The 20,613-nt window shown below is 35.9% G+C and carries 15 protein-coding genes; 9 read left to right on the forward strand and 6 right to left on the reverse strand.

Translation table 11 applies throughout. From position 1 onward, the window contains the following. The first annotated feature begins 36 nt into the window (after positions 1-36). Together ACE1OF_RS12865 and ACE1OF_RS12870 are read left to right on the forward strand one after the other, a co-directional pair. A complete protein-coding gene (locus tag ACE1OF_RS12865) occupies positions 37-522 on the forward strand; it encodes a putative 4-hydroxy-4-methyl-2-oxoglutarate aldolase (protein ID WP_448894983.1) in 486 nt (161 codons plus the stop codon). A gap of 75 nt (positions 523-597) precedes the next feature. Next, positions 598-1,563, forward strand: coding sequence for an NAD(P)-dependent oxidoreductase (locus tag ACE1OF_RS12870; protein ID WP_448894984.1), 966 nt, complete (start codon positions 598-600; stop codon positions 1,561-1,563). A gap of 74 nt (positions 1,564-1,637) precedes the next feature. Here the strand turns inward: ACE1OF_RS12870 and ggt are convergent, their stop codons facing one another. Beyond that, complete coding sequence (gene ggt / locus ACE1OF_RS12875; protein WP_448894985.1) at positions 1,638-3,320, reverse strand: gamma-glutamyltransferase; 1,683 nt, start codon at positions 3,318-3,320, stop codon at positions 1,638-1,640. Between the two features lie 207 nt (positions 3,321-3,527). On the opposite strand from ggt, the gene ACE1OF_RS12880 reads away from it, so the two are divergent. The 5 genes from ACE1OF_RS12880 to ACE1OF_RS12900 all read left to right on the forward strand — a co-directional run bounded on the left by ACE1OF_RS12880 (position 3,528) and on the right by ACE1OF_RS12900 (position 9,455). Continuing rightward, positions 3,528-4,364 carry an alpha/beta hydrolase family protein gene (locus ACE1OF_RS12880; RefSeq protein ID WP_448894986.1) on the forward strand — a complete coding sequence of 279 codons (837 nt, stop codon included), beginning with the start codon at positions 3,528-3,530 and terminating at the stop codon, positions 4,362-4,364. A gap of 263 nt (positions 4,365-4,627) precedes the next feature. Continuing rightward, the gene (locus tag ACE1OF_RS12885) at positions 4,628-5,515 is read left to right on the forward strand and encodes a kinase (protein WP_448894987.1); all 888 of its coding nucleotides are present in this window, start codon (positions 4,628-4,630) and stop codon (positions 5,513-5,515) included. A 12-nt stretch (positions 5,516-5,527) separates the two neighbouring features. Further along, positions 5,528-6,406, forward strand: a complete 879-nt coding sequence (locus tag ACE1OF_RS12890) for an HAD-IIB family hydrolase (RefSeq protein WP_448894988.1) — start codon at positions 5,528-5,530, stop codon at positions 6,404-6,406. A gap of 36 nt (positions 6,407-6,442) precedes the next feature. Further along, the gene (locus ACE1OF_RS12895; protein ID WP_448894989.1) at positions 6,443-7,669 is read left to right on the forward strand and encodes a glycosyl transferase; all 1,227 of its coding nucleotides are present in this window, start codon (positions 6,443-6,445) and stop codon (positions 7,667-7,669) included. 22 nt (positions 7,670-7,691) lie between these two features. Further along, positions 7,692-9,455 (forward strand): sugar phosphorylase, encoded by a 1,764-nt coding sequence (locus ACE1OF_RS12900; RefSeq protein WP_448894991.1) that lies wholly within the window; start codon positions 7,692-7,694, stop codon positions 9,453-9,455. Between the two features lie 137 nt (positions 9,456-9,592). Here ACE1OF_RS12900 and pmbA read toward each other — a convergent pair whose 3' ends face one another. Then, on the reverse strand, positions 9,593-10,972 hold the full coding sequence (pmbA, locus tag ACE1OF_RS12905; protein WP_448894993.1) for a metalloprotease PmbA: 1,380 nt from the start codon (positions 10,970-10,972) through the stop codon (positions 9,593-9,595). Positions 10,973-11,126: 154 nt separating this feature from the next. Here pmbA and yjgA point away from each other — a divergent pair, with 154 nt between their 5' ends. Beyond that, positions 11,127-11,651 carry a ribosome biogenesis factor YjgA gene (yjgA, locus tag ACE1OF_RS12910; RefSeq protein ID WP_448894995.1) on the forward strand — a complete coding sequence of 175 codons (525 nt, stop codon included), beginning with the start codon at positions 11,127-11,129 and terminating at the stop codon, positions 11,649-11,651. Between the two features lie 337 nt (positions 11,652-11,988). Here the strand turns inward: yjgA and ACE1OF_RS12915 are convergent, their stop codons facing one another. Both ACE1OF_RS12915 and ACE1OF_RS12920 read right to left on the reverse strand, forming a co-directional pair. Then, complete coding sequence (locus ACE1OF_RS12915) at positions 11,989-13,035, reverse strand: GGDEF domain-containing protein (RefSeq protein WP_448894997.1); 1,047 nt, start codon at positions 13,033-13,035, stop codon at positions 11,989-11,991. Between the two features lie 338 nt (positions 13,036-13,373). After that, entirely contained in the window at positions 13,374-15,182 is a 1,809-nt protein-coding gene (locus tag ACE1OF_RS12920) for an acyl-CoA dehydrogenase C-terminal domain-containing protein (protein ID WP_448894999.1), read from the reverse strand. Positions 15,183-15,423: 241 nt separating this feature from the next. Here ACE1OF_RS12920 and ACE1OF_RS12925 point away from each other — a divergent pair, with 241 nt between their 5' ends. After that, a complete protein-coding gene (locus ACE1OF_RS12925; RefSeq protein ID WP_448895001.1) occupies positions 15,424-16,392 on the forward strand; it encodes a hypothetical protein in 969 nt (322 codons plus the stop codon). Between the two features lie 96 nt (positions 16,393-16,488). Here ACE1OF_RS12925 and ACE1OF_RS12930 read toward each other — a convergent pair whose 3' ends face one another. Then, on the reverse strand, positions 16,489-17,427 hold the full coding sequence (locus tag ACE1OF_RS12930; protein WP_448895002.1) for a Dyp-type peroxidase: 939 nt from the start codon (positions 17,425-17,427) through the stop codon (positions 16,489-16,491). A 179-nt stretch (positions 17,428-17,606) separates the two neighbouring features. Next, positions 17,607-20,447, reverse strand: a complete 2,841-nt coding sequence (locus ACE1OF_RS12935) for a response regulator (protein WP_448895004.1) — start codon at positions 20,445-20,447, stop codon at positions 17,607-17,609. Positions 20,448-20,613: the final 166 nt, after the last annotated feature.

Genomic DNA, 20,613 nt, shown 5'->3' on the forward strand with positions numbered 1-20,613 from the left:
AGTAGGAACAAATTCACCTAATGCAGCAAAAATACTATGTTAGATTTACTTCCTGATTTATTCGATCTTTACCCTGAGCAATTACAACTCGCTGAGCCACTGTTTAATGATTATGGCGGCAAAGTTATTTTTTCAGGTGAAATTATTACAGTATCTTGCTTTAACGATAATTCAAAAGTAAAAGAACTTGTGGCTACCGATGGCGCAGGCAAAGTGATGGTAGTTGATGGTAAAGGCAGTACAACCCGTGCATTGTTAGGCGATATGCTCGCAGAACAAGCTGTAACTAATGGGTGGGAAGCTATTGTGATTAATGGTTGTATTCGAGATACAGGTACAATTGCAACCCTGCCCATTGCTGTCAAAGCATTAGGCTGTAATCCAATAAAAACTGAAAAACTTGGTATCGGAGAGATAAACACAAACATTTCGTTTGCAGGTATTGAGTTTGTAGCAGGCCAGTATATTTATGGTGATGCTAATGGTTTAGCTATTAGCAAAATACAGTTAACAGTAAACTAACACAAGATTTTCTGTAATAGCTTATGGTAAAATTTGCATATTATTAAATTAACGTATTTTGCCCTAGGTTTTTCAATGAAATATTTTCCTGTTTTTCTTGATGCGAAAAAAATATCAGCCATGGTGATTGGTGGTGGTGAAGTTGCTACCCGTAAAATTGAGTTACTTTTAAAATCCACAACAAATATCACCATTATGAGTGAGAAAGTTTGTACTAGTGTTGAAAGACTAATTGATGAGCATCAATTAACTTGGTTACAACATAATTATCAAGCTGGTTATTTAGATAATATAACTTTAGTCATAGCCGCAACGGATAATATGTCGATAAATGAAGCGATTTATCAGGAAGCGGTTCCTTTAAAAATACTTACTAATGTTGTTGACCAGCCTGAATTGTGCACTTATATAACACCTGCAATTATAGATAGAAGTCCGATGATTGTTGCTTTATCAAGCTCAGGTAGCTCACCTATACTTATTCGTATGTTACGTGAACAAATTGAAAAAACATTACCGCAAGCTTATGGAAAACTAGCTGATTTCTCGTATAAATTTCGAGATCATGTCAAGGCAAGAGTCAAAGGGTTACGTAATAGACGTAGTTTCTGGGAAAACACTCTTAGAGGCCCAATAGGGCAAGCCGTACTTAACGGAAAACAACAACAAGCTGAACAACAATTAATTGCCAGTATCAAACAAGAAATAGCACCACCGTGTGGTGAAATTATTTTTATTCACACCAAAGATGGTAACCCTGATAACTTAACATTAAACGCTCATCGTGCTATGCAATTTGCCGATGCTGTCTTTTATGATGAGGATGTTAACATTGAGCTTATAGAATATGTGCGTCGCGATGCTGAGAAGTTTTTACAAACAATCGCTTCTCATATATTAATTAATTACCAACATGCAATTGAATTAGCGAAGCAAGGGCAAAAAGTGATTTATTTGCTGGCTGGCAATGAGCCTTTACCTGAAAATGCTGCATTAAAAAGCAGCAATATCACCACACAAGCAATTGTCAGTGGAGACTAAGCAGCAAGCATAAACTCATTTAGTTTAGTGTGTAGGTGTGAATTAATTATCACCTACACTACTTGTTTATTAACTTAATTTAGAACTATAGATACGCCTCTACTATGCTTACTTGCCTCAGAAGCCGCTTGAAATGTGTCATCATCTCTAAAAATAAGTTGCACATCACCAAAGGTTTTTTCTTTTGTTATATACCCCAATGAATGCAATTCTTTTATTACCTTAGCATCAATCCCTGGATAATGCTTTATCTCATCTTTTGGCCATAGTTGATGATGAAAGCGAGCGTTGTTAACCGCTTCATTGGCACTCATATTAAACTCAACTACATTTAAAATTGATTGATACACAGAGCTAATAATGGTGGTACCGCCTGGAGATCCCGTAACCAAATCAACTGTTTCACCTTTTAACAGTATTGTAGGAGACATAGAGGAAAGCATACGTTTTTTGGGATGAATTTCATTCGCTTTGCCGCCTATAGCACCAAATACATTCGCTACACCAGCTTTTGCACTAAAGTCATCCATCTCATCGTTCAAAATAAAACCAGCGCCTTCAACAATAACGCCACTACCAAAGGTATAATTAATGGTTGTAGTATTCGACACCGCGTTTCCCCATTTATCAACAATGGAAAAATGCGTGGTGTCAGTACTTTCTTTTAAGCCAGGTTTAATCTCTGGGGTAGCTGAAATTTTATCGAGTGAAATATTTTTAACTCGACTAATTAAATACTCTTCATTTAATAAGGCCTCTGATGGCACATCAACAAAATCAGGATCGCCTAAATATTCCGCCCGATCTGCAAAAACACGTTTACCAATTTCAGACAATAAATGAATATACGCAGTTGAGTTGTGCTCATATGTATTATCGCCCTTTACCAAATCATACATAGTGAGCCACTGCAATATAGCTAAACCACCTGAACTTGGCGGCGGCGCCGTAATAACAGAATACTCCCGCCACTTTTTCACTAGAGGCTTTCGCCACTTTGCTTGGTAGTTAGCTAAATCTTTTTCGTCAATAATCCCCCCATTTTTTGCCATAAACTGGCTAATAATTTGGGCCGTTCTACCTTTATAAAACCCATCTCGGCCATGGGTTGATATACGTTTTAAGGTTTCTGCTAATTCAGGCTGTTTAAAAACACTACCTGCTTTAGCATGAGCAAAATATTTAGAAAAATTAACTTTAATTCCTTTTTTCTTAAAACTATTGATACGCCACTCTATTGAGTTTTGCATAACAGGATGAACAATATAACCTTGTTCAGCTAATGTTATGGCTGGCTCTAGTAAGTCTGACCATTTTTTACTACCATATTTTTGATGCGCTTGCCACATACCATCCACCGTGCCTGGCACACCAGACGACAATATGCCATATAAAGACAAATAAGGAATAACATTACCTTTTTTATCTAAATACATATCCCTATGTGCTCTTTCTGGTGCAACTTCACGATAATCTAAAAAGACGGCTTTTTTATCTTTATAAATCGTCATAAAGCCACCGCCACCTATATTACCCGCTTCTGGCAAAGTAACCGCCAATACAAATTGCGCCGCAATTGCCGCATCAACGGCATTACCTTCTTCTTCAAGAATTTTTTTAACGGTTTGAGCACTATAACTGTCTGGCATTGCTAAAGCAGCGCCTGCTTTTACATTTTGCTTTATGTTTTGTTCTGCACTGGTTGCAATAAAGCAATGTGAGCAAGCAATTAATAACATAATTATTTTAGAATTCATTCAATTTTTCCTTATAAGAATAAATCACTATAAAAGAGCGCTTGTTTTAAAGCAATTATCATCTGATGAAAGCACCTTAAATTCTAATATTTAATTCATTAAGGACAAGCAGTTGAAAACTGGTAAGACCATGTATAGAATAATTTACTCTTTAAAACTACTTTTTTGTTGAACTACATGAGCTCTGTTGATATTAAAATAACATGCATGGATAACGCATTTCTTTCGGCAACACGTTTTACACCTGCACAAACAACAAATGAAGAAATCAAAGGAGCCATATTAATAGGGCCTGCAACAGGTATAAAAAGACAATTTTATACAAACTTTGCAACCTATCTAACACAACATGGTTATGGGGTGATCACCTTTGATAACAGAGGTATTGGCGAATCACTAAAAGGAAGTATTAAACGTTGTAATGCCAGTTTACAATGTTGGGGAGAACAAGATTTACCTGCAGCTTTTGAACAGCTTAAACAAAGTTTTCCTAATACCCGTTATCATTTAATTGGCCATAGTGCAGGCGGACAGCTTATTGGCTTAATGCCAAACGCAAATGAGCTAAGTTCTATTTTTAATGTTGCTTGCTCTTCTGGCAGTTTAAAGAATATGCATCCATCATATAAACTTAAAGCCCACTTTTTCATGAACTTTTTCATCCCTGTGAGTAATGCATTATTCGGACACACAAAGTCGCAATGGGTCGGTATGGGAGAACCACTCCCAAAAAATGTTGCTAAACAGTGGCGAGCATGGTGTAACGGAAGTGGTTACGTAAAAACAGCCTTTGGTAAAACAATTCACAAACACTACTATGATGAATTAGTAATGCCTTCACTATGGGTGAATGCCTCCGATGATTTCATAGCTAACAATACAAACACCGACGATATGCTTTCAGTGTTTACAGAAATTCCCTATAGCAAAATAACACTGGCAGCTGAAGAACATAACTTAAGAGAGATAGGTCATATGAAATTCTTTAGTCAAAAATCAAAAGTATTATGGCAATATGCATTGAATTGGTTAATGGAACATTAACAACTAAATTCACTACCAAAGAAAAACTGTATTTTAATGCGTTAAAAATTTAAACGGCCATAACCATACTCTTTTTGCACCAAAATGAGGCGTTAAAATTAATTAAAACACAATAATAAAACTTACCACTTGAAAATAACCAATAAAAATAAAACAAAACTTGTTATTTTACAAAAAGTTAAATTTAAACTTTAACTTTTTGTTCAAATGGCATAAAAGTTGATGCTCTTAGTAATAGTAGATATTTATCAAGAGTAAAAATAATGCTTTCAGCTTTTATCGAACAACACAAATTACCTACAGATTTCAAGCACACCATTGAGCAATATTATATACCGCTTGCTAATAAAATTGTCGGTCAGTTTACAAAAAGCGCGAAGGCTTACTTTGTTGGCATTAATGGCTGCCAAGGCAGTGGTAAATCAACACTTACTGACTACCTTGCTAGCTATTTAAGAGAAGAATATCAGCTTAATGTAGCCGTAATGTCGTTAGATGATTTTTACTTACCTAGTGAAAAACGTCATCAGTTATCCCGCGACATTCATCCCCTGTTATCCACTAGAGGCGTTCCAGGTACACATGACATCACTGCGCTAAAATCAGTGTTATCCCAATTGGAAAACCATAAAACAGGCTTTTCTATCCCACGATTTAATAAAGCAACCGATGAGCCTTTTCCTGAGGAGCAGTGGACATTAATTGAAAAGCCTGTAGATATTATTTTATTAGAAGGATGGTGCTGGGGTGTTCCAGCACAAACAGAAGAACAGCTACAAGCTCCTGTAAATGAGCTAGAATTACAACACGATACTGATGGTATATGGCGACATTATGTTAATCAACAACTGAAAGATAATTACGAACCCTTATACAAAAAAATGGATTTTTGGTTAGCACTACAGGCACCGTCTTTTGACTGTGTTTACCAATGGCGATTAGAACAAGAGCAAAAATTACAAGCAAGAAATGTTGGTATCGCAAATTCAAAAATAATGTCTCCCCCTGAAATATTAAATTTCACACAATATTTTCAAAGGCTTAGTGTTCAAGGTTGTAATACCATTGCTCATTCTGCTGATATGATTTTTTACCTAGATTATGATCGTAAAATTAGCGATACCCCGCAGCCTTTGGTAGCAGAAAAATAACAAGGATCAAACATGAACAAGATAAATAACATTATCTTTAGTGATCTCGATGGCACTTTACTAGACCATTATACTTATCAGTCAACGGCAGCAAGTAAAACACTTCAACAGTTAAAGCATGCCAACATACCCGTTATTTTAAATACCAGCAAAACATTAGCCGAAATAGAAATAATTAAACAAGAACTTGGACTAGATACACCATTTATTATAGAGAATGGTGCAGCCATTTACATACCTATTGGTACTTTTACTAGCCAACCAATTGGCACCATAGTAGTTGATAACTATTGGGTGAAATCTTTCTGTTTTCCAAGACAATATTGGTTAAATTTATTAGACAAACACTCTGATGAATTCGCCCCATATTATCAAGGTTTTTCTACCTTATCAGATTCGATTTTATCTACGTTAACAGGGTTAACTTTAAGCGAAGCAAAGCGAGCAAAAAAAAGACAATACGGCGAACCTATTCAATGGTTAGGGGATAAAGCAACTAAACGAGCCTTTGTCCATCATATGCTTGATTTAGGTGCTAATGTTGTTCAAGGAGGACGATTTCTCCATATAAGTGGTTATTGTGATAAAGGACAAGCGTTACTTTGGTTAGCTGAGCAGTATCGTGAGTTCTATATCGAAAAAGACCAAACAACAGATAAAAACACCTCATTGTGCACTATTGCGCTTGGTGATGGTGAAAATGATGTACCGATGTTAGAAGCAGCTGACATCGCCGTACAAATTCGTTCTCCTGTACATGAATTTCCCAACCTGTCACGCCAATATAAAACAATGCAAACGACCTTATTTGGCCCTGAAGGATGGACCGAAGCAATACAAGCAATTTTAGCTAACCAGTTAGTTCCATACTCAACCGATACACTCAATTAATTTCTTAAACATAATCAACATCTAAAGAGGTAAACCATGGCTGATTTTTATCAAAACGGTACGGTAACAACATTACATAATTTAGCACAGCGTGATCCTAAAGATTTGGCCGAAGAATTATTAGTTTTCTCTAAAACACGTCCTTTAGGGCTTATTTTACCCTCATTGTTTTCAGAGTTAGAAGGTAAAGCATTACCTGATATTATTAACAAACTCAAAGATGTGGAATATTTATCTGAAATAGTTATTGGTTTAGACCGTGCAGATTTAGACCAATACAAACATGCCTTATCTTTTTTTGGGAAGTTACCACAACATCACAGGGTTCTATGGAATGATGGACCTAGATTGCAAGCCATAGACGCTAAACTGCAGGCATTAAATTTAGCACCGAAGGAATTAGGCAAAGGCCGCAATGTTTGGTATTGCATGGGCTATATTTTAGCATCAGGAAAAGCTGAATCAGTGGCATTACATGATTGTGATATTTTGACGTACGAAAGAGATTTACTCGACAAATTACTATACCCTGTAGCCAACCCTATGTTTAATTATGAATTTTCCAAAGGGTATTATGCACGTGTTGCTGGCGAAAAAATCAATGGCCGAGTATCACGTTTATTAGTAACGCCATTAATTAAAGCATTGAAAAAAACCGTTGGTCATTGTGACTATCTTGAATACATGGACAGTTTCTTATATCCCTTAGCCGGTGAATTTTCTTTTCGTCGAGACGTCTTAAGTGATATTCGTATTCCCAGTGATTGGGGATTAGAAATTGGTGTGCTTTCTGAAATGTACCGCAACTACGCGCCAAACCGTATATGCCAGGTTGATATTGCCGCAACCTATGATCATAAACATCAAGACTTGTCTTTAGATAATGATCAAGGAGGGTTATCTAAAATGTCGGTTGATATCACTAAATCATTTATCCGAAAGCTTGCCACACAGGGCGAAACATTCACGTCAGAAAAATTCAGAACATTAAAAGCGACTTACTATCGCGTTGCTTTAGATTATGTGGAAACTTATCGTAATGACGCCATGATGAACGGCTTACAACTCGATATTCATAGCGAAGAAAAAGCAGTAGAAATGTTTGCCGAAAACATATTAACTGCAGGTCATACTTTTTTAAAACAACCGATGGACACACCTTTTATTCCTTCTTGGAATAGAGTTGTAAGTGCTATCCCAGATATTTTATCGCAGTTAAAAGAAGCGGTTGAATTAGATAACAAAGAATTTAGTCAATTATAAAAGTAAAAAGTGAATGGTACCCATGACGATTAATCAGTTTAAAAATGAGTTACTAAGTGATTTAACAGCGAAATTGACTCAACAGCTTAATACTATATATCAAGACATTGAACTTGAGCAGTCATGTGAAGACATTGCTCAGTCACTATTAACTATTATGAATTTGTCTAACAAAATAGTTATTTCTGAGCCATTCACTAATCATTGGTCTGAAAAAGATATTATTTTGATCACCTATGGCGACAGTATTATTAGTAACAGTCAGCCCCCGCTAAAAACCTTAAAAACGTTTTTAGATAAAACAGTAAAAAATACCATTAATAGTACCCATATATTACCCTTTTTTCCTTATAGCTCTGATGATGGCTTTGCCGTTATTGACTATTCATCGGTAAATGAATCGCTGGGCACATGGCAAGACATAAAAGCGATAAGTGAGAACTATCATCTAATGTCTGATCTTGTTATTAACCATTGCTCAAGTCGCAGTGCTTGGTTTGACAATTTCATTAAGGGTGAAGGTCAAGGCAGCGACTTTTTCTTTACTGCCCATCCTGATGATGCATTATCAGAGGTAGTAAGGCCACGTACTTCACCACTATTAAAAGAAGTTGAAACAGGGCAAGGAAAAAAATATGTTTGGTGTACTTTTAGTCACGATCAGGTAGATTTTGACTTTAGAAATCCAGAAGTGCTCAAAGCATTTACTTCAATCATTAAGCAATACCTTGATGCAGGTGTAAAAATATTCCGCTTAGACGCTATCGCTTTTTTGTGGAAAATCGCAGGCACAAGCAGTATTAATTTACCACAAACTCACGAGGTGGTGAGATTATTAAGAACACTAATTGAAGCAGCTGACCCAAGCGCAATTATCATTACGGAAACCAATATCCCGAATACGCAAAACCTAACCTATTTTGGTAACGCTAATGAGGCTCACGGAATATATAATTTTTCATTACCCCCATTATTATTAAACACGCTACTAACAGGTAATTGTTTATACTTAAAGCGTTGGTTAATGAGTATGCCGCCACCACAAGACGGCACTATGTATTTTAATTTTATCGCTTCGCATGACGGCATTGGTTTACGCCCTGCTGAAGGTTTATTAAGTGATGAAGAAATTGATAAACTAGTACACACAGTAGAAAACTTTGGTGGAAAAATTTCATGGCGAACCTCTGATACTGGCGAACAAAAAGCCTATGAAATGAACATATCGCTTTATGATGCTATGCAAGGCACTGTGAACGGCAAAGATCAGTGGAATTTTGAACGTTTTATTTGTGCTCATACCATTATGTTTGGGCTTGAAGGTATTCCTGGCATTTATATTCATAGTTTACTGGGAACACAAAATGATTATCAAAAACTAGCAAACACCCATCATAACCGCTCTATTAATAGACACCGCTGGCAAGAAGATGCATTGGCAGAGGCACTTAATGACGAAAGTTTGCACCACGGTAAGGTACTTTCAACATTGAAATATTTATTGAATATACGTATTTCAAAACCAGCATTTCACCCTAACGCTACACAATTTACCTTGCATTTAGGTTTGCAATTATTTGGTTTTTGGCGGCAAAGCAAAAACAGGGCACAAAGTATTTTTTGTATCAGCAACATATCTGATCGGTCAATTGAATTACCCTTGGGTGAATTAAATTTAATTGTAACTGACAACTGGGTTGAGCTAATTAGTCATACTGAAATAACTGATTTAACTGCAACAATAATATTAACGCCCTATCAAACAGTTTGGATATCAAATAGTTAATTCTAACAAATAGTCACTTTTCTATTAAACATAAGCGACAACTGAAGTGTTTAAAGGGATAATATACGCTATCAAACGATCCGATCAGTTGATAGCTGTCTCTTGATATTTTATCAGTTAATCTTACAACAATTGAACTATTGACCTGCCACTTGCATTTCATCAATCAAGATTGAACCTGTACTAATACTGCCATGCTTATCAAAATCTGTTCCAACGGCAACAATGCCTTTGAACATTTTGTCTAAGTTTCCTGCGATGGTAATTTCACTAACAGGATAAGAAATTTCCCCATTCTCAACCCAAAAACCAGCAGCACCACGAGAGTAATCACCGTTAACAATATTAACCCCTTGACCCATTAATTCAGTCACTAACAACCCTGTACCTAAAGTTTTTAACATGGCATCAAAATCAGCAGCTTGATTGCCTTTTGTGCTATTATTTTTATCGGTCACTAGCCAGTTATGAATACCACCTGCATGCCCCGTCGTGGTAAGCCCTAACTTACGAGCAGAGTAGCTAGTTAAAAGGTAAGTTTGTAACGCACCCTCAGTAATAATATCGCGATCTTGGGTAAGCACTCCTTCACTGTCAAATGCACTACTCGCTAGTGCTTTAAGAATGTGTGGTCGCTCTTGTATCGAAATAAAATTAGGAAAAACCTCATTACCTAAAGCATCCATTAAAAAAGACGATTTACGATATAAGTTTCCGCCACTAATAGCAGCAATAAAATGTCCCCAGATAGTATTGGCAATATCAGCACGAAATAGTACAGGTACTTTCATTGTAGAAAGTTTTTGGGGATTAAGACGTGAAATCACTTCGCTAGCGGCTTTTGTCCCAATAACCACACCACTGTCGAGTAATGAAAAATCACGATTAACGTCATACGCATAGTCTCGCTGCATTTGGTCATCACTGCCCGCAATAACAACACAACTTAAGCTATGACGTGAACTTGGATAACCCACTAATTGACCATGGCTATTGCCATACACTTTAAAACCAGAGAAACAGTCTAAGTTAGCACCATCAGAATTGGTGATTCGTTTATCACTGTCTAAGGCACTATGTTCACATTCTTTAGCGATTTCTATAGCTTCTTCAGTCGTCAACGTTTTGGGATGATATAAGTCTAAATCTTGTGTTTCCATAGCAAGTAAAGCTTTATCAGCTAATCCTGAGCAATCATCAACCGACGTATATCTAGCTATATTAACGGCTGCTTCAACTGCTTGAGTCAATGCTTTTTCAGATAAATCAGCCGTTGAAGCACTGCCTTTCCTACCTGCCTGATACACGGTGATACCTAAAGCCCCATCATTAGTGAATTCTACATTTTCAACTTCACCAAGACGAGTACCAACACTTAAGCCTTGTTGGCGGCTCATGGCAACTTCAGCGCCATCAGCCCCTAAAGATTTTGCGAGTTCAAGCACTTTAGCTACACGACTTTTTACTTGATCAAATTGCTCAATTAATGGATCACTGGTGTGATTTACTTGGGTCATAGTTTATTTATCTGCTTATGTTTCTATAATTTTAAATTAAGATTACCATTTATGATTAAGTCTAAATTCAAAATATTAACTTTATTGGTTTTTGAGTATATAAATTCACGCTATAATACTGGCAATATTTATATAATCCACATTAGCAACTATTATGCCCCAGTCAGCCAACGATATCGATGACTTAACACCAGAAATGGCAGAAGAATTAAAAAGTAAAACTGAAATAAAGAAAGAAATGCACCAATTGCAAGACTTTGCCCAATCTTTAGTAGAAATGTCTAAGCATCAACGCAGCCTTATTCCGTTAACTGACGATTTAAAAGACGCCATGGTTGTTGCAGATAAAATTAGAAACAAGCATGAAGCACTTCGCCGACACATACGTCATATTGCGAAAATATTAGTCGAAACTGATCTTGCCCCAATCCATCAAGCTATTGATGTAATGGCAAATAAACATCAACAATCTACAGCTAAGTTTGAACGGTTAGAAAGCTTAAGAGAGCAACTTGTCGAGCAAGGCAACGACGCTGTTGAGGCTTTATTGTTAGAGTTTGAGCAAATGGATCGTCAAAAGTTAAAGCAGCTTGTTCGTAATGCCGCTAAAGAGAAAAAAGCTGAAAAACTCGGTAAACACTATAAAAACTTATTTATCTACCTTAAAGATAATAGTTAAAAAGTCGTCGTTAGGTAAAGACAGTAATTAAATAAAAGCCAAAAAAAATGCATCTATAATAATAGATGCATAAAACATGAAACACTAAGGGAATAACATTACTATTAAGTATGAGTGCCGTTCGATAAGAAAGTTCAATTTATTTTTAAATAAAAAATAAATTTTGCCTAACATGATCTAGAAACCATTTAACTTCGTGCGTTTTATGTTTAAGTTATTAATATCAAACTATCTAATGATACCACATTATTAACTATACCCAATTCAGCTTAATAACCACTTAACCCATTAAAAATTAAACTTTATTTTACACATTCACCATAGCAAAATAGTTTTCTTAATCAGTAAACCCATTATTAGCATCAACTACGCAGTTTCGACCATTACCTTTAGCCAAATACAAACGTTGATCTGCTTTTAACAGAAGAGCTTCGAGGTTTTTGCCGTCCTTTTCATAAGTTGAAATACCTGCACTAATTGTAATAGCTATTGTCACATCATTATAAACAAAGGGCATATCAATTAATTGCTGTCTTATTGAATCGATTTGTTGATAGCAATCTTTTTCTTTAGAGCCAGCCATAAGTAAAACAAACTCCTCACCGCCAAACCTAACTAATAAATCAGTTTTTCTAACCCTATTTTTAATAAAATGAGCAATATACTTTAATGTTGCATCACCAACCTGATGACCGTGCTGGTCGTTTATATTTTTAAAATAATCTAAATCGAAAAGCACGACAGCTAAAGGAGATTTGTTTCGCTTTGCGTATTCAACATATAACGTGAAAGTTTCCTCTAATTTCATGCGATTAGCTAAACCTGTCAAGTCATCTGTACCTGCCAATTCCAATAACCTTGCTTCATTCTTCTCTCTGTTTGTTTCATACACATGAGCTAATAAAATCATAAGGCTAGCACTAAGAATGATATTCAAAGACTCTGCAATGTTTATGGCGAGATTTCCATTTATAAAACGAAAATGGTAAACAACGACACCGCTCAATATAAAAAAGAGTGACACCCAAAACCCTTGTTTTCGTCCCATCATTAGATAACAGATAACAGGGATAGTTAATATCCAAACAAAAATAGATTCAGATGAATTTGGTACATACATGGCATATACCATGGTGGCAAAAAAAGGGCACAAAAAAACATTAATCCAACGTTGAAAGTGTGATGTATGTAAAATTTTACGCCACAAAAAGAATGCAAAAAAAATAAAAAATAATTCTAATGCTGCCAATCCCCAAAGCCCGCGATAAAAATTAATCGAACTAAAGGTTGAACCACCAATCATTACTAGCATTAACATTGCACGCATGACACTTCGTCTATATTCTAAATTTTGTTCTAAACTTTGTGCTAAATTTTTAAACATATAATTCTCTTGCTAGTCCATTGTTGGCCACAGTACCAATAAACTTACGACTATTACCCCTATTTCCGTGTTAACAGCACTATTTAAATTCAAATACTTACTCTTTATCAGAATACCTTGTTAGTATTTTGAGTTGTAAGTATTAAACATGCCTTAAAATTAATCTTTATACAAGAAAGCTTATAGCATTCAACGATTAAAAGTAAAAGATACATGCCGTTTATACTCCCTTATTATCAAAAAAAACTATAAAAAAACCCTGCAGAGGGGCAGGGTTTTATGAAGATATTTATGGGTATTACAACTAATTAAAAAGTTTTAAACCCTGTTCTACTTAACTAAAAGAGTTCATCTTCAATATCAAATAAACAATCACAACCAGATGTAGCCGACGTAATTAACGAAAGTCGACGAGGAAGTATTCGAGTATAGTAATAACGTGCTGTGTGTAACTTACTTTGATAGAAGTCATCACCGCTTTCACCATTATTATCTTTTTGTGTTAGCGCTACTTGTGCCATTCTTGCCCAAATATAAGCCATTGCAGTATAACCAAATACATGTAGGTAATCATTAGCAGAAGCGCCAAGTTCATTAATATTGGTTTGAGATTTTGTTAATAAATCTTCTGTCAATTCAATTAAATCATGAACTGCTATATTTAATGGTGTAATAAATTCAGCCATTGCCGCATTATCTTTATTTTCGTCAATATAAGTATTCACTTCGTTGGTAAATACTTTTAACATTGCGCCTTTAGATGTGGCAACTTTTCTAACTAATAGATCCATGGCTTGAATGCCATTAGTTCCTTCATATATTTGTGTTATACGGGCATCACGTACTAACTGCTCTTGACCCCATTCACGGATAAAACCATGACCGCCAAAGACTTGTTGCCCTGCTACAGCATTTTCAAAACCTAAATCGGTAAAAAAAGCTTTAGCGACAGGCGTCATTAATGCTGCTAATGTTTCGCCTTTTACTTGCTCATCACCTTCACCGTAAGTGGCATAATCTAACTGCATTGAAATATAGCTAGAAAGTGCACGCGAACCTTCGTTCAATGCTTTCATATTCAATAGCATACGGCGTACATCGCCATGAACCATGATAGAATCAGCTTCTTGATCAGGGTTTTTAACACCGTTTTGCTTGCTATCAAGGGCACGTCCTTGAATTCGATCTTTAGCGTACTCTAGCGCATTTTGATAAGAACGTACTGCCGCACTCAAGCCTTGAATACCTACACCAATACGCTCAAAGTTCATCATAGTGAACATGCACGCCAAACCTTTATTTAATTCACCAATAAGGTAACCTTTTGAGCCATCAAAATTCATAACACAGGTTGCTGAAGCGTGTATGCCCATTTTATGCTCTATAGAACCACAACTAACATTATTAAATTCTCCTAATGTTTCATCATCGTTAACCTGATATTTAGGCACTAAAAATAGAGATATACCACGCGGGCCTGCTGGCGCATCAGGTAATTTTGCTAACACTAAATGTACAATATTTTCAGTTAGGTCATGCTCACCACCTGTAATGAAAATTTTAGTACCCGTCACATTATAAGTGCCATCTTCTTGGGGAATTGCTTTGGTGCGAATAATTCCTAAGTCGGAACCTGAATGTGCTTCAGTTAAACACATAGACGCTGACCATTCGCCAGAATACATACGCGTTAAATAACGCTGTTTTAATGCTTCACTACCGTGCTTTGCTAATGACAAGGCTGCCCCAGCCGTTAGTACAGGATATAGCGCAAAGGAAATATCGGCGCTACATAACATTTCTTCATGTAAAGCGGTTAGCATTTTAGGCATACCCATGCCGCCATAATTTACATCACCACCAAGAGATGTCCAGCCTCCTTCAACGTAAGTATTAAAAGCTTCTTTATATCCAGGGGCTGTAGTGACTACACCATCTTTAAAGCTGACACCTATCTCATCACCTTGACGGGCAATAGGGTCTAACTCTTGCTCTGCTATTTTGGCGCATTCTTGCAGGATAGCTTGAGCCGTTTCTTTGTCAACTTGCTGTGCTAATTTAGGCAGCTTTTGCCACATTTTATCCGCTTGAAACACTTCATAAAGCAAAAAGCTCATATCTTTTAATGGAACTTTATATTCAGCCACAATAACTCCTTATTATCTCTTAAATTCATAAATCATTTTGTTAATACTAACGTTAATGTTAGCTAAGGTACGCTAATCAAACGGTCGATTCAAACAGTTGTTTGATTCTTGCATTAATCATGTTTAAAGTAAAGTTTAATACTAAGCAAATTCCTCTTGTTTAATTTTATATTTTGTTAAATATTGTCTTAATAGTGTTAACATTAAAGAATTAAGTAGTGAACATTTGTTAGGAACGATAGTGAAAATATTTAAAATTTTACGTTATCTCTTGCTCTTATCGTTATGCCTAGCAAATACGGTAGTGGCCAAACAACTTAGTTTTGCCAAACAGTTACAAGGCGATCATTACCTTTTTAATTATGAATGGCTTGATCATAATGACGTGCCACAAGCAATACATTTTTCTTTAACGAAACACGCTTTATTTCAGCGTTTTAGACTACTTCGTGGCTATCAAAACGACTTCGCCCAAAAAACCATTATGCGTGCTGTAAAACAGCAATTAAGAGATTCACCTTTACAAGGAGCACAAGCTTTTTTCTTTCAAAAAAATGGAAGAATGACTATGCAAGTTAAAGGATTAAAAGATAAAAATGTTGCACTTGCATATCAAAAAGTTAAAAAAATTGAGAAAACAGCGACTGAACAATATTTTAAAAAGAACTATTTTCAATTTTTTCGCACACCAGAGCAAGTTTCAGGTGTTAAAATTGATCATGTTCGTATTGCTAACGATGCTGTAGTTGATTTCAAAACAATTAAACCCGTTATTTTAGCGCAAGTGTCTATTAAAAATATTCGTGAAGTAACTGATTATGTACTTAGTTTTGTTCAAAGTATTCCTTACTCTACATTAGAATCAAGGATTACTTCTTCAGGTACTGGCTTTAACTCCCCTGCAACACTACTGTGGGAAAATCAAGGGGATTGCGATAGCAAAATGACATTAACAGCAACGATATTACGTGCATTAATGCCAAGAATTGATATGGCTATGGTCTATATTGATCAACATGCTTTCATTGGTATAGCCACGCCTGCTAAAGCAGGAGAAATGACCATAGAATATCAAGGTGTCCGTTATCTGCTGGGAGAACCTACTGGACCAGCCCCCTATAAACTAGGAAAATTAGCTCCTGAGTCTGAATTAGCTATCAATCAAGGACGTTACGTGGCAGAAGCATTTCATTCTGATGATCGTTTTTAATAAAAAATAAAATTCCTGCAAAATTGAGTGTGTAGTACAAAACCAACTTGCATCTTTGTAGTTAATCAACACTACGGCACTCAACCACATACATCATTAGAACGAACGTTCATCTTCTAATTGTTCAGTTAAGAAAGTTAAACTGGGAGCAAAAAATGCAGCACCTGTTTCAGCTTGGGTATATTTAAGCAAAGAATCAACATGTCCGTGCCCATCGCCATGTATCATACTTTTCAGCATTAATTCAAAAGGTTCTGGCGATTGGCAATAAGAAATAAAGAATAGCCCTTGTTGCTTCATGTCGCCGTATGGCATGCTTTGACGTAAGATTTCAATCGAATTTCCTTGTTCATCTTTTAAAGATGTACGCTTAGTATGTGCTGTTAACGGCTTCTGATCACTTTCATATTCTATATTGTCAACCTTGGTACGACCGTAAACATCTTCTTGTTCATGATCATTCAATGAACGCCACAACGTTAAGTTATGCTGATAACGTTGCGTATGTAAATAACTGCCACCTGCAAAAATAGCATCATCCGATGCATGAACAAGCGCAACTTCTCGACGATGCATGCCTTGAGGATTCTCTGTTCCGTCAACAAAACCAGTTAAATCACGGCCATCAAGAAAACGAAACGCTTGAATTTGTTCAATTAATTCAACACTATCCGCTAGCAACTGACAAACCTTAGAACAAACTATATGATTAACATCAGCACGGTCGCTGCGGATTTCAATATAAATATCAACATTATTGCTGGGAGCTACCCTATCTTCATCATGCATTGTGGGAAATGGCTTCAATAATGCTGGCCGTGCAAGTGGGTAGAATTCATCCCAATAATTTGCCCCAATAGCAATAACGCTGGTTAAATTAGCTTCTGAAAATTGATCTGCATAATCATCAAACAATGCAGGTAAGCGCGACAAAGCAGCCCGAATAAAAGCATTTTTATCATCTAAAACGTTAAATAGTAAATAATTACCATGCAAGTTTGGTTCAGCACAAACACCAAATTGTTCTCTAGCCATTTGAAATCCCAAAAGTATTGTTATTCTAATAATGAGAGTATATACCCAAACCACTTAAGAATGCGAGTTTCAAGAGAGGGTAAGAATACATTTATTTTAAAGAATATTATGATTTTTTTATGTGGATTTTAACTACAATTAATTAAATGCCTTAGAGACAATACGGTAGCTTTTTTGGCCTAACTTTCTTCATTCTGGTATTGAACAAAAACAAGTTCATCAAGAAAACAGTGGGTTAAATCATCTATAACATCAAATTTTTGTATTTTAATTGCTTGCTCTAACTCACTAGCACTTTGCGATAATTCAGTAAAACTAAACATTTGGGCTGCACCAGCAATTTTATGTGCTATTTTAGCCAACATTTCAGTGTCTTGGTGATGACGACAATATACCACCTTCTCTTTCGTTTGCGATAAACTAGCGACAAACGACTGTGATAAATCAGATATATCAAAGTTAGTGTCTGTAGATTCAGAGTAATCAGCTATTGTAGCGTGCTTTGTCATTGAATAATGTTGAGCAATTGTCGCAACAAACACATCTCGTTCTATCGGTTTTTTAAGGTGTCCTGCAAAACCAAGTGCCAGGTAATGGGCTATTTCATGCGACATAGCATTCGCCGTTAACGCATAAATAGGCTGATTACAACCAAGCTCTTTTAATTTTGCTAGTGCTTCTAAACCGTCCATTTTAGGCATTTGAATATCTAATAAGATCAAATTAGGTTCATGTTTTAAACATAACTCAACCGCTTCAATACCATTCGATGCTTCAATCACTTCCAAGCCTAAACGAGTGAGTAATCTTGCAATTAAACGTCGGTTATCATCATGGTCATCAGCTAACAAAATGTTACCTGTGTATTGTGTGTTATTGCATATTCTAACTGGCTTATTTTCATCAACTGGGCAATTTGTTAACGCAGGATATATTTCGCCAAAAGGTAGTTTAAGTACAAAAGTACTGCCATGATTGAGCTGACTGCTTACGCTAATACTACCTGACATCACTTTAGCTAGTTGCTCTGATAAAAATAGCCCCAATCCTGAGCCAGAAAAACGCCTGCTAATACTATTATCACCTTGAGTAAAAATATTGAACACTTTACCCATTTGCTCTTCACTCATACCTATGCCTGTATCTGTAATAGTGAACAGTAATGTTTTATTCATGATAGCAATATCTAAAGAAACCCACCCATCAGTAGTAAACTTAATAGCATTAGAGCAAAGGTTAATTAAAATTTGTTTCAAACGTAAACCATCTACGTCAATAATAAAAGGGCGTGGCAATTGATGAGTTATTGTGAATGACAAATATTTACGTTGTGCTTGTTCGACAAACATATCATTTAATTTATCAACGATGTCATGTAAATCTTGCTGTCTATTATCCAACTCAAATTTATTTGCTTCTATTTTACTTAAATCTAAAATATCATTAATTAGCTGTAACAAATGTAAGCTATTACTATGAATAACAGCAACTTCTTTAATGATACTGTCATCATCAAAATCACCATGGATGATGGCCTCTGCTTGGCCAAGAACCGCTGTAAGGGGTGTCCTTATCTCATGACTCATATTAGCTAAAAATTGACTCTTTATCATATTAGCATCTTGCAATTCTTTGGTTAAAAACTCTAATGCCTCAGTACGCTGCTTAACCCTAGATTCTAGCTCTTTGGTTAAATGACGCTCAAGATAACGTCGATATATCAAAAACAGCATCACCAATAAAAAAGCCACACCTACTACAATGAATTGGCGTAACTGTGCGGCTTTGGTAAGCTCTAATTGTTGCAGTTGTTTACTTTGTTGTAAGTTTTTTACTTGTTGCGTTAATTGATCAGATTCAAATTGCGCTAACTGTTCATTGAGCGTGTCATTTGATAGTTTCAAACGAGAACGTTGATATTTTAACTGTGAATTCAATGCACTAATTGGCTTTTGTTCTGCTGCAAAAATAAGTGACATGAGCCCTAGGTTTTCCATATTTAATCGTTGAAAGCCCATTTCATTGGCGACGCTATTTGATAATTCAACATACTTTCGTGACTGTGTAATATTCCCCTGATAATAATAAATTTTAGCTAGCGTTTGCAAACAGCCAGCATAAGCCATTTGATGTCCCATTTTTTTGCTCAGTTCTGCTCCCATCGTTGCATAAGAATAGGCTTTTTCCATATCAGATAATTCATAACTGATTTCTGCAATATTATGCAACTGGCCTGCGGTATCAAATTCATTTTTTTGTTTTTTAAAGTAAGTTAATGCGTCATAAGCATACTGTCCAGCCTGACTGTATTGCCCTGAATATTTATAGGCAACGCCTAAATCACCCGACGCTTTAGCAACGCCTAAATCATCGTTAATAACTTTTCGCCTACTAATAACATCTTTAAGCATACTAATAGCTATGTCATAACGACGTAAACTTATATAAAGCACCGCAAGATTATACCTAACATCAATTTTATCCACTTCATCGCCAAAGCGTTGATATAAAGAATCAGCTTCTTGATAAGCCGTTAATGCAGAAAATGAATCGCCTTTGGCCGTTTGTACTAGTGCTATATTATTCAATACATTAGCTTGCTTAATCGCCATTTCAGATGAAAACAGCTGTGTTCTGAAATAGGTTAAAGCACTTTGATAAGCTGGCAAAGCGCGATCATATTGACCTTGATAATAAAGAACTACGCCCATTAATTTATCAACTTGCGCTTGCTGCAAGGGTAAGTCTTCTTGCTCGACTATCGCTTTTGCTTCTTGAATTGCAATTAATGCTTTCTTTAAATCACTTAACATTAAATAGCTACGGCTTTGTACCAACAAAATATTTAAGCGTTGTATGTGGCTCAACGAATTATTTGTTAATAGCTTAGTTAAACGCTCAACAACAATCGATTTATCGTCAAGTTTTTGAATTTCAGCTAATTGGTCGTCAATAGATAGGGCTTGAACATTGAGTGCAATTGAAAATAAAAAAATAGATAGCAACAACATGCGCCGCATAGCAAACCCTGAGCAATAAGTGATTAAATAAGAAAATTTGTTTGTTAAGTTATATCACTAATATTCATTAATGTAACTATTTAGCCATAGCAAACAATAGAATTAGTGTATTGAATTACCTTGAAACTACCATTATTATGCAGCAATATTTATTATAAGGTCGTCA

It is taken from the genome of Colwellia sp. E150_009 (assembly GCF_053543955.1).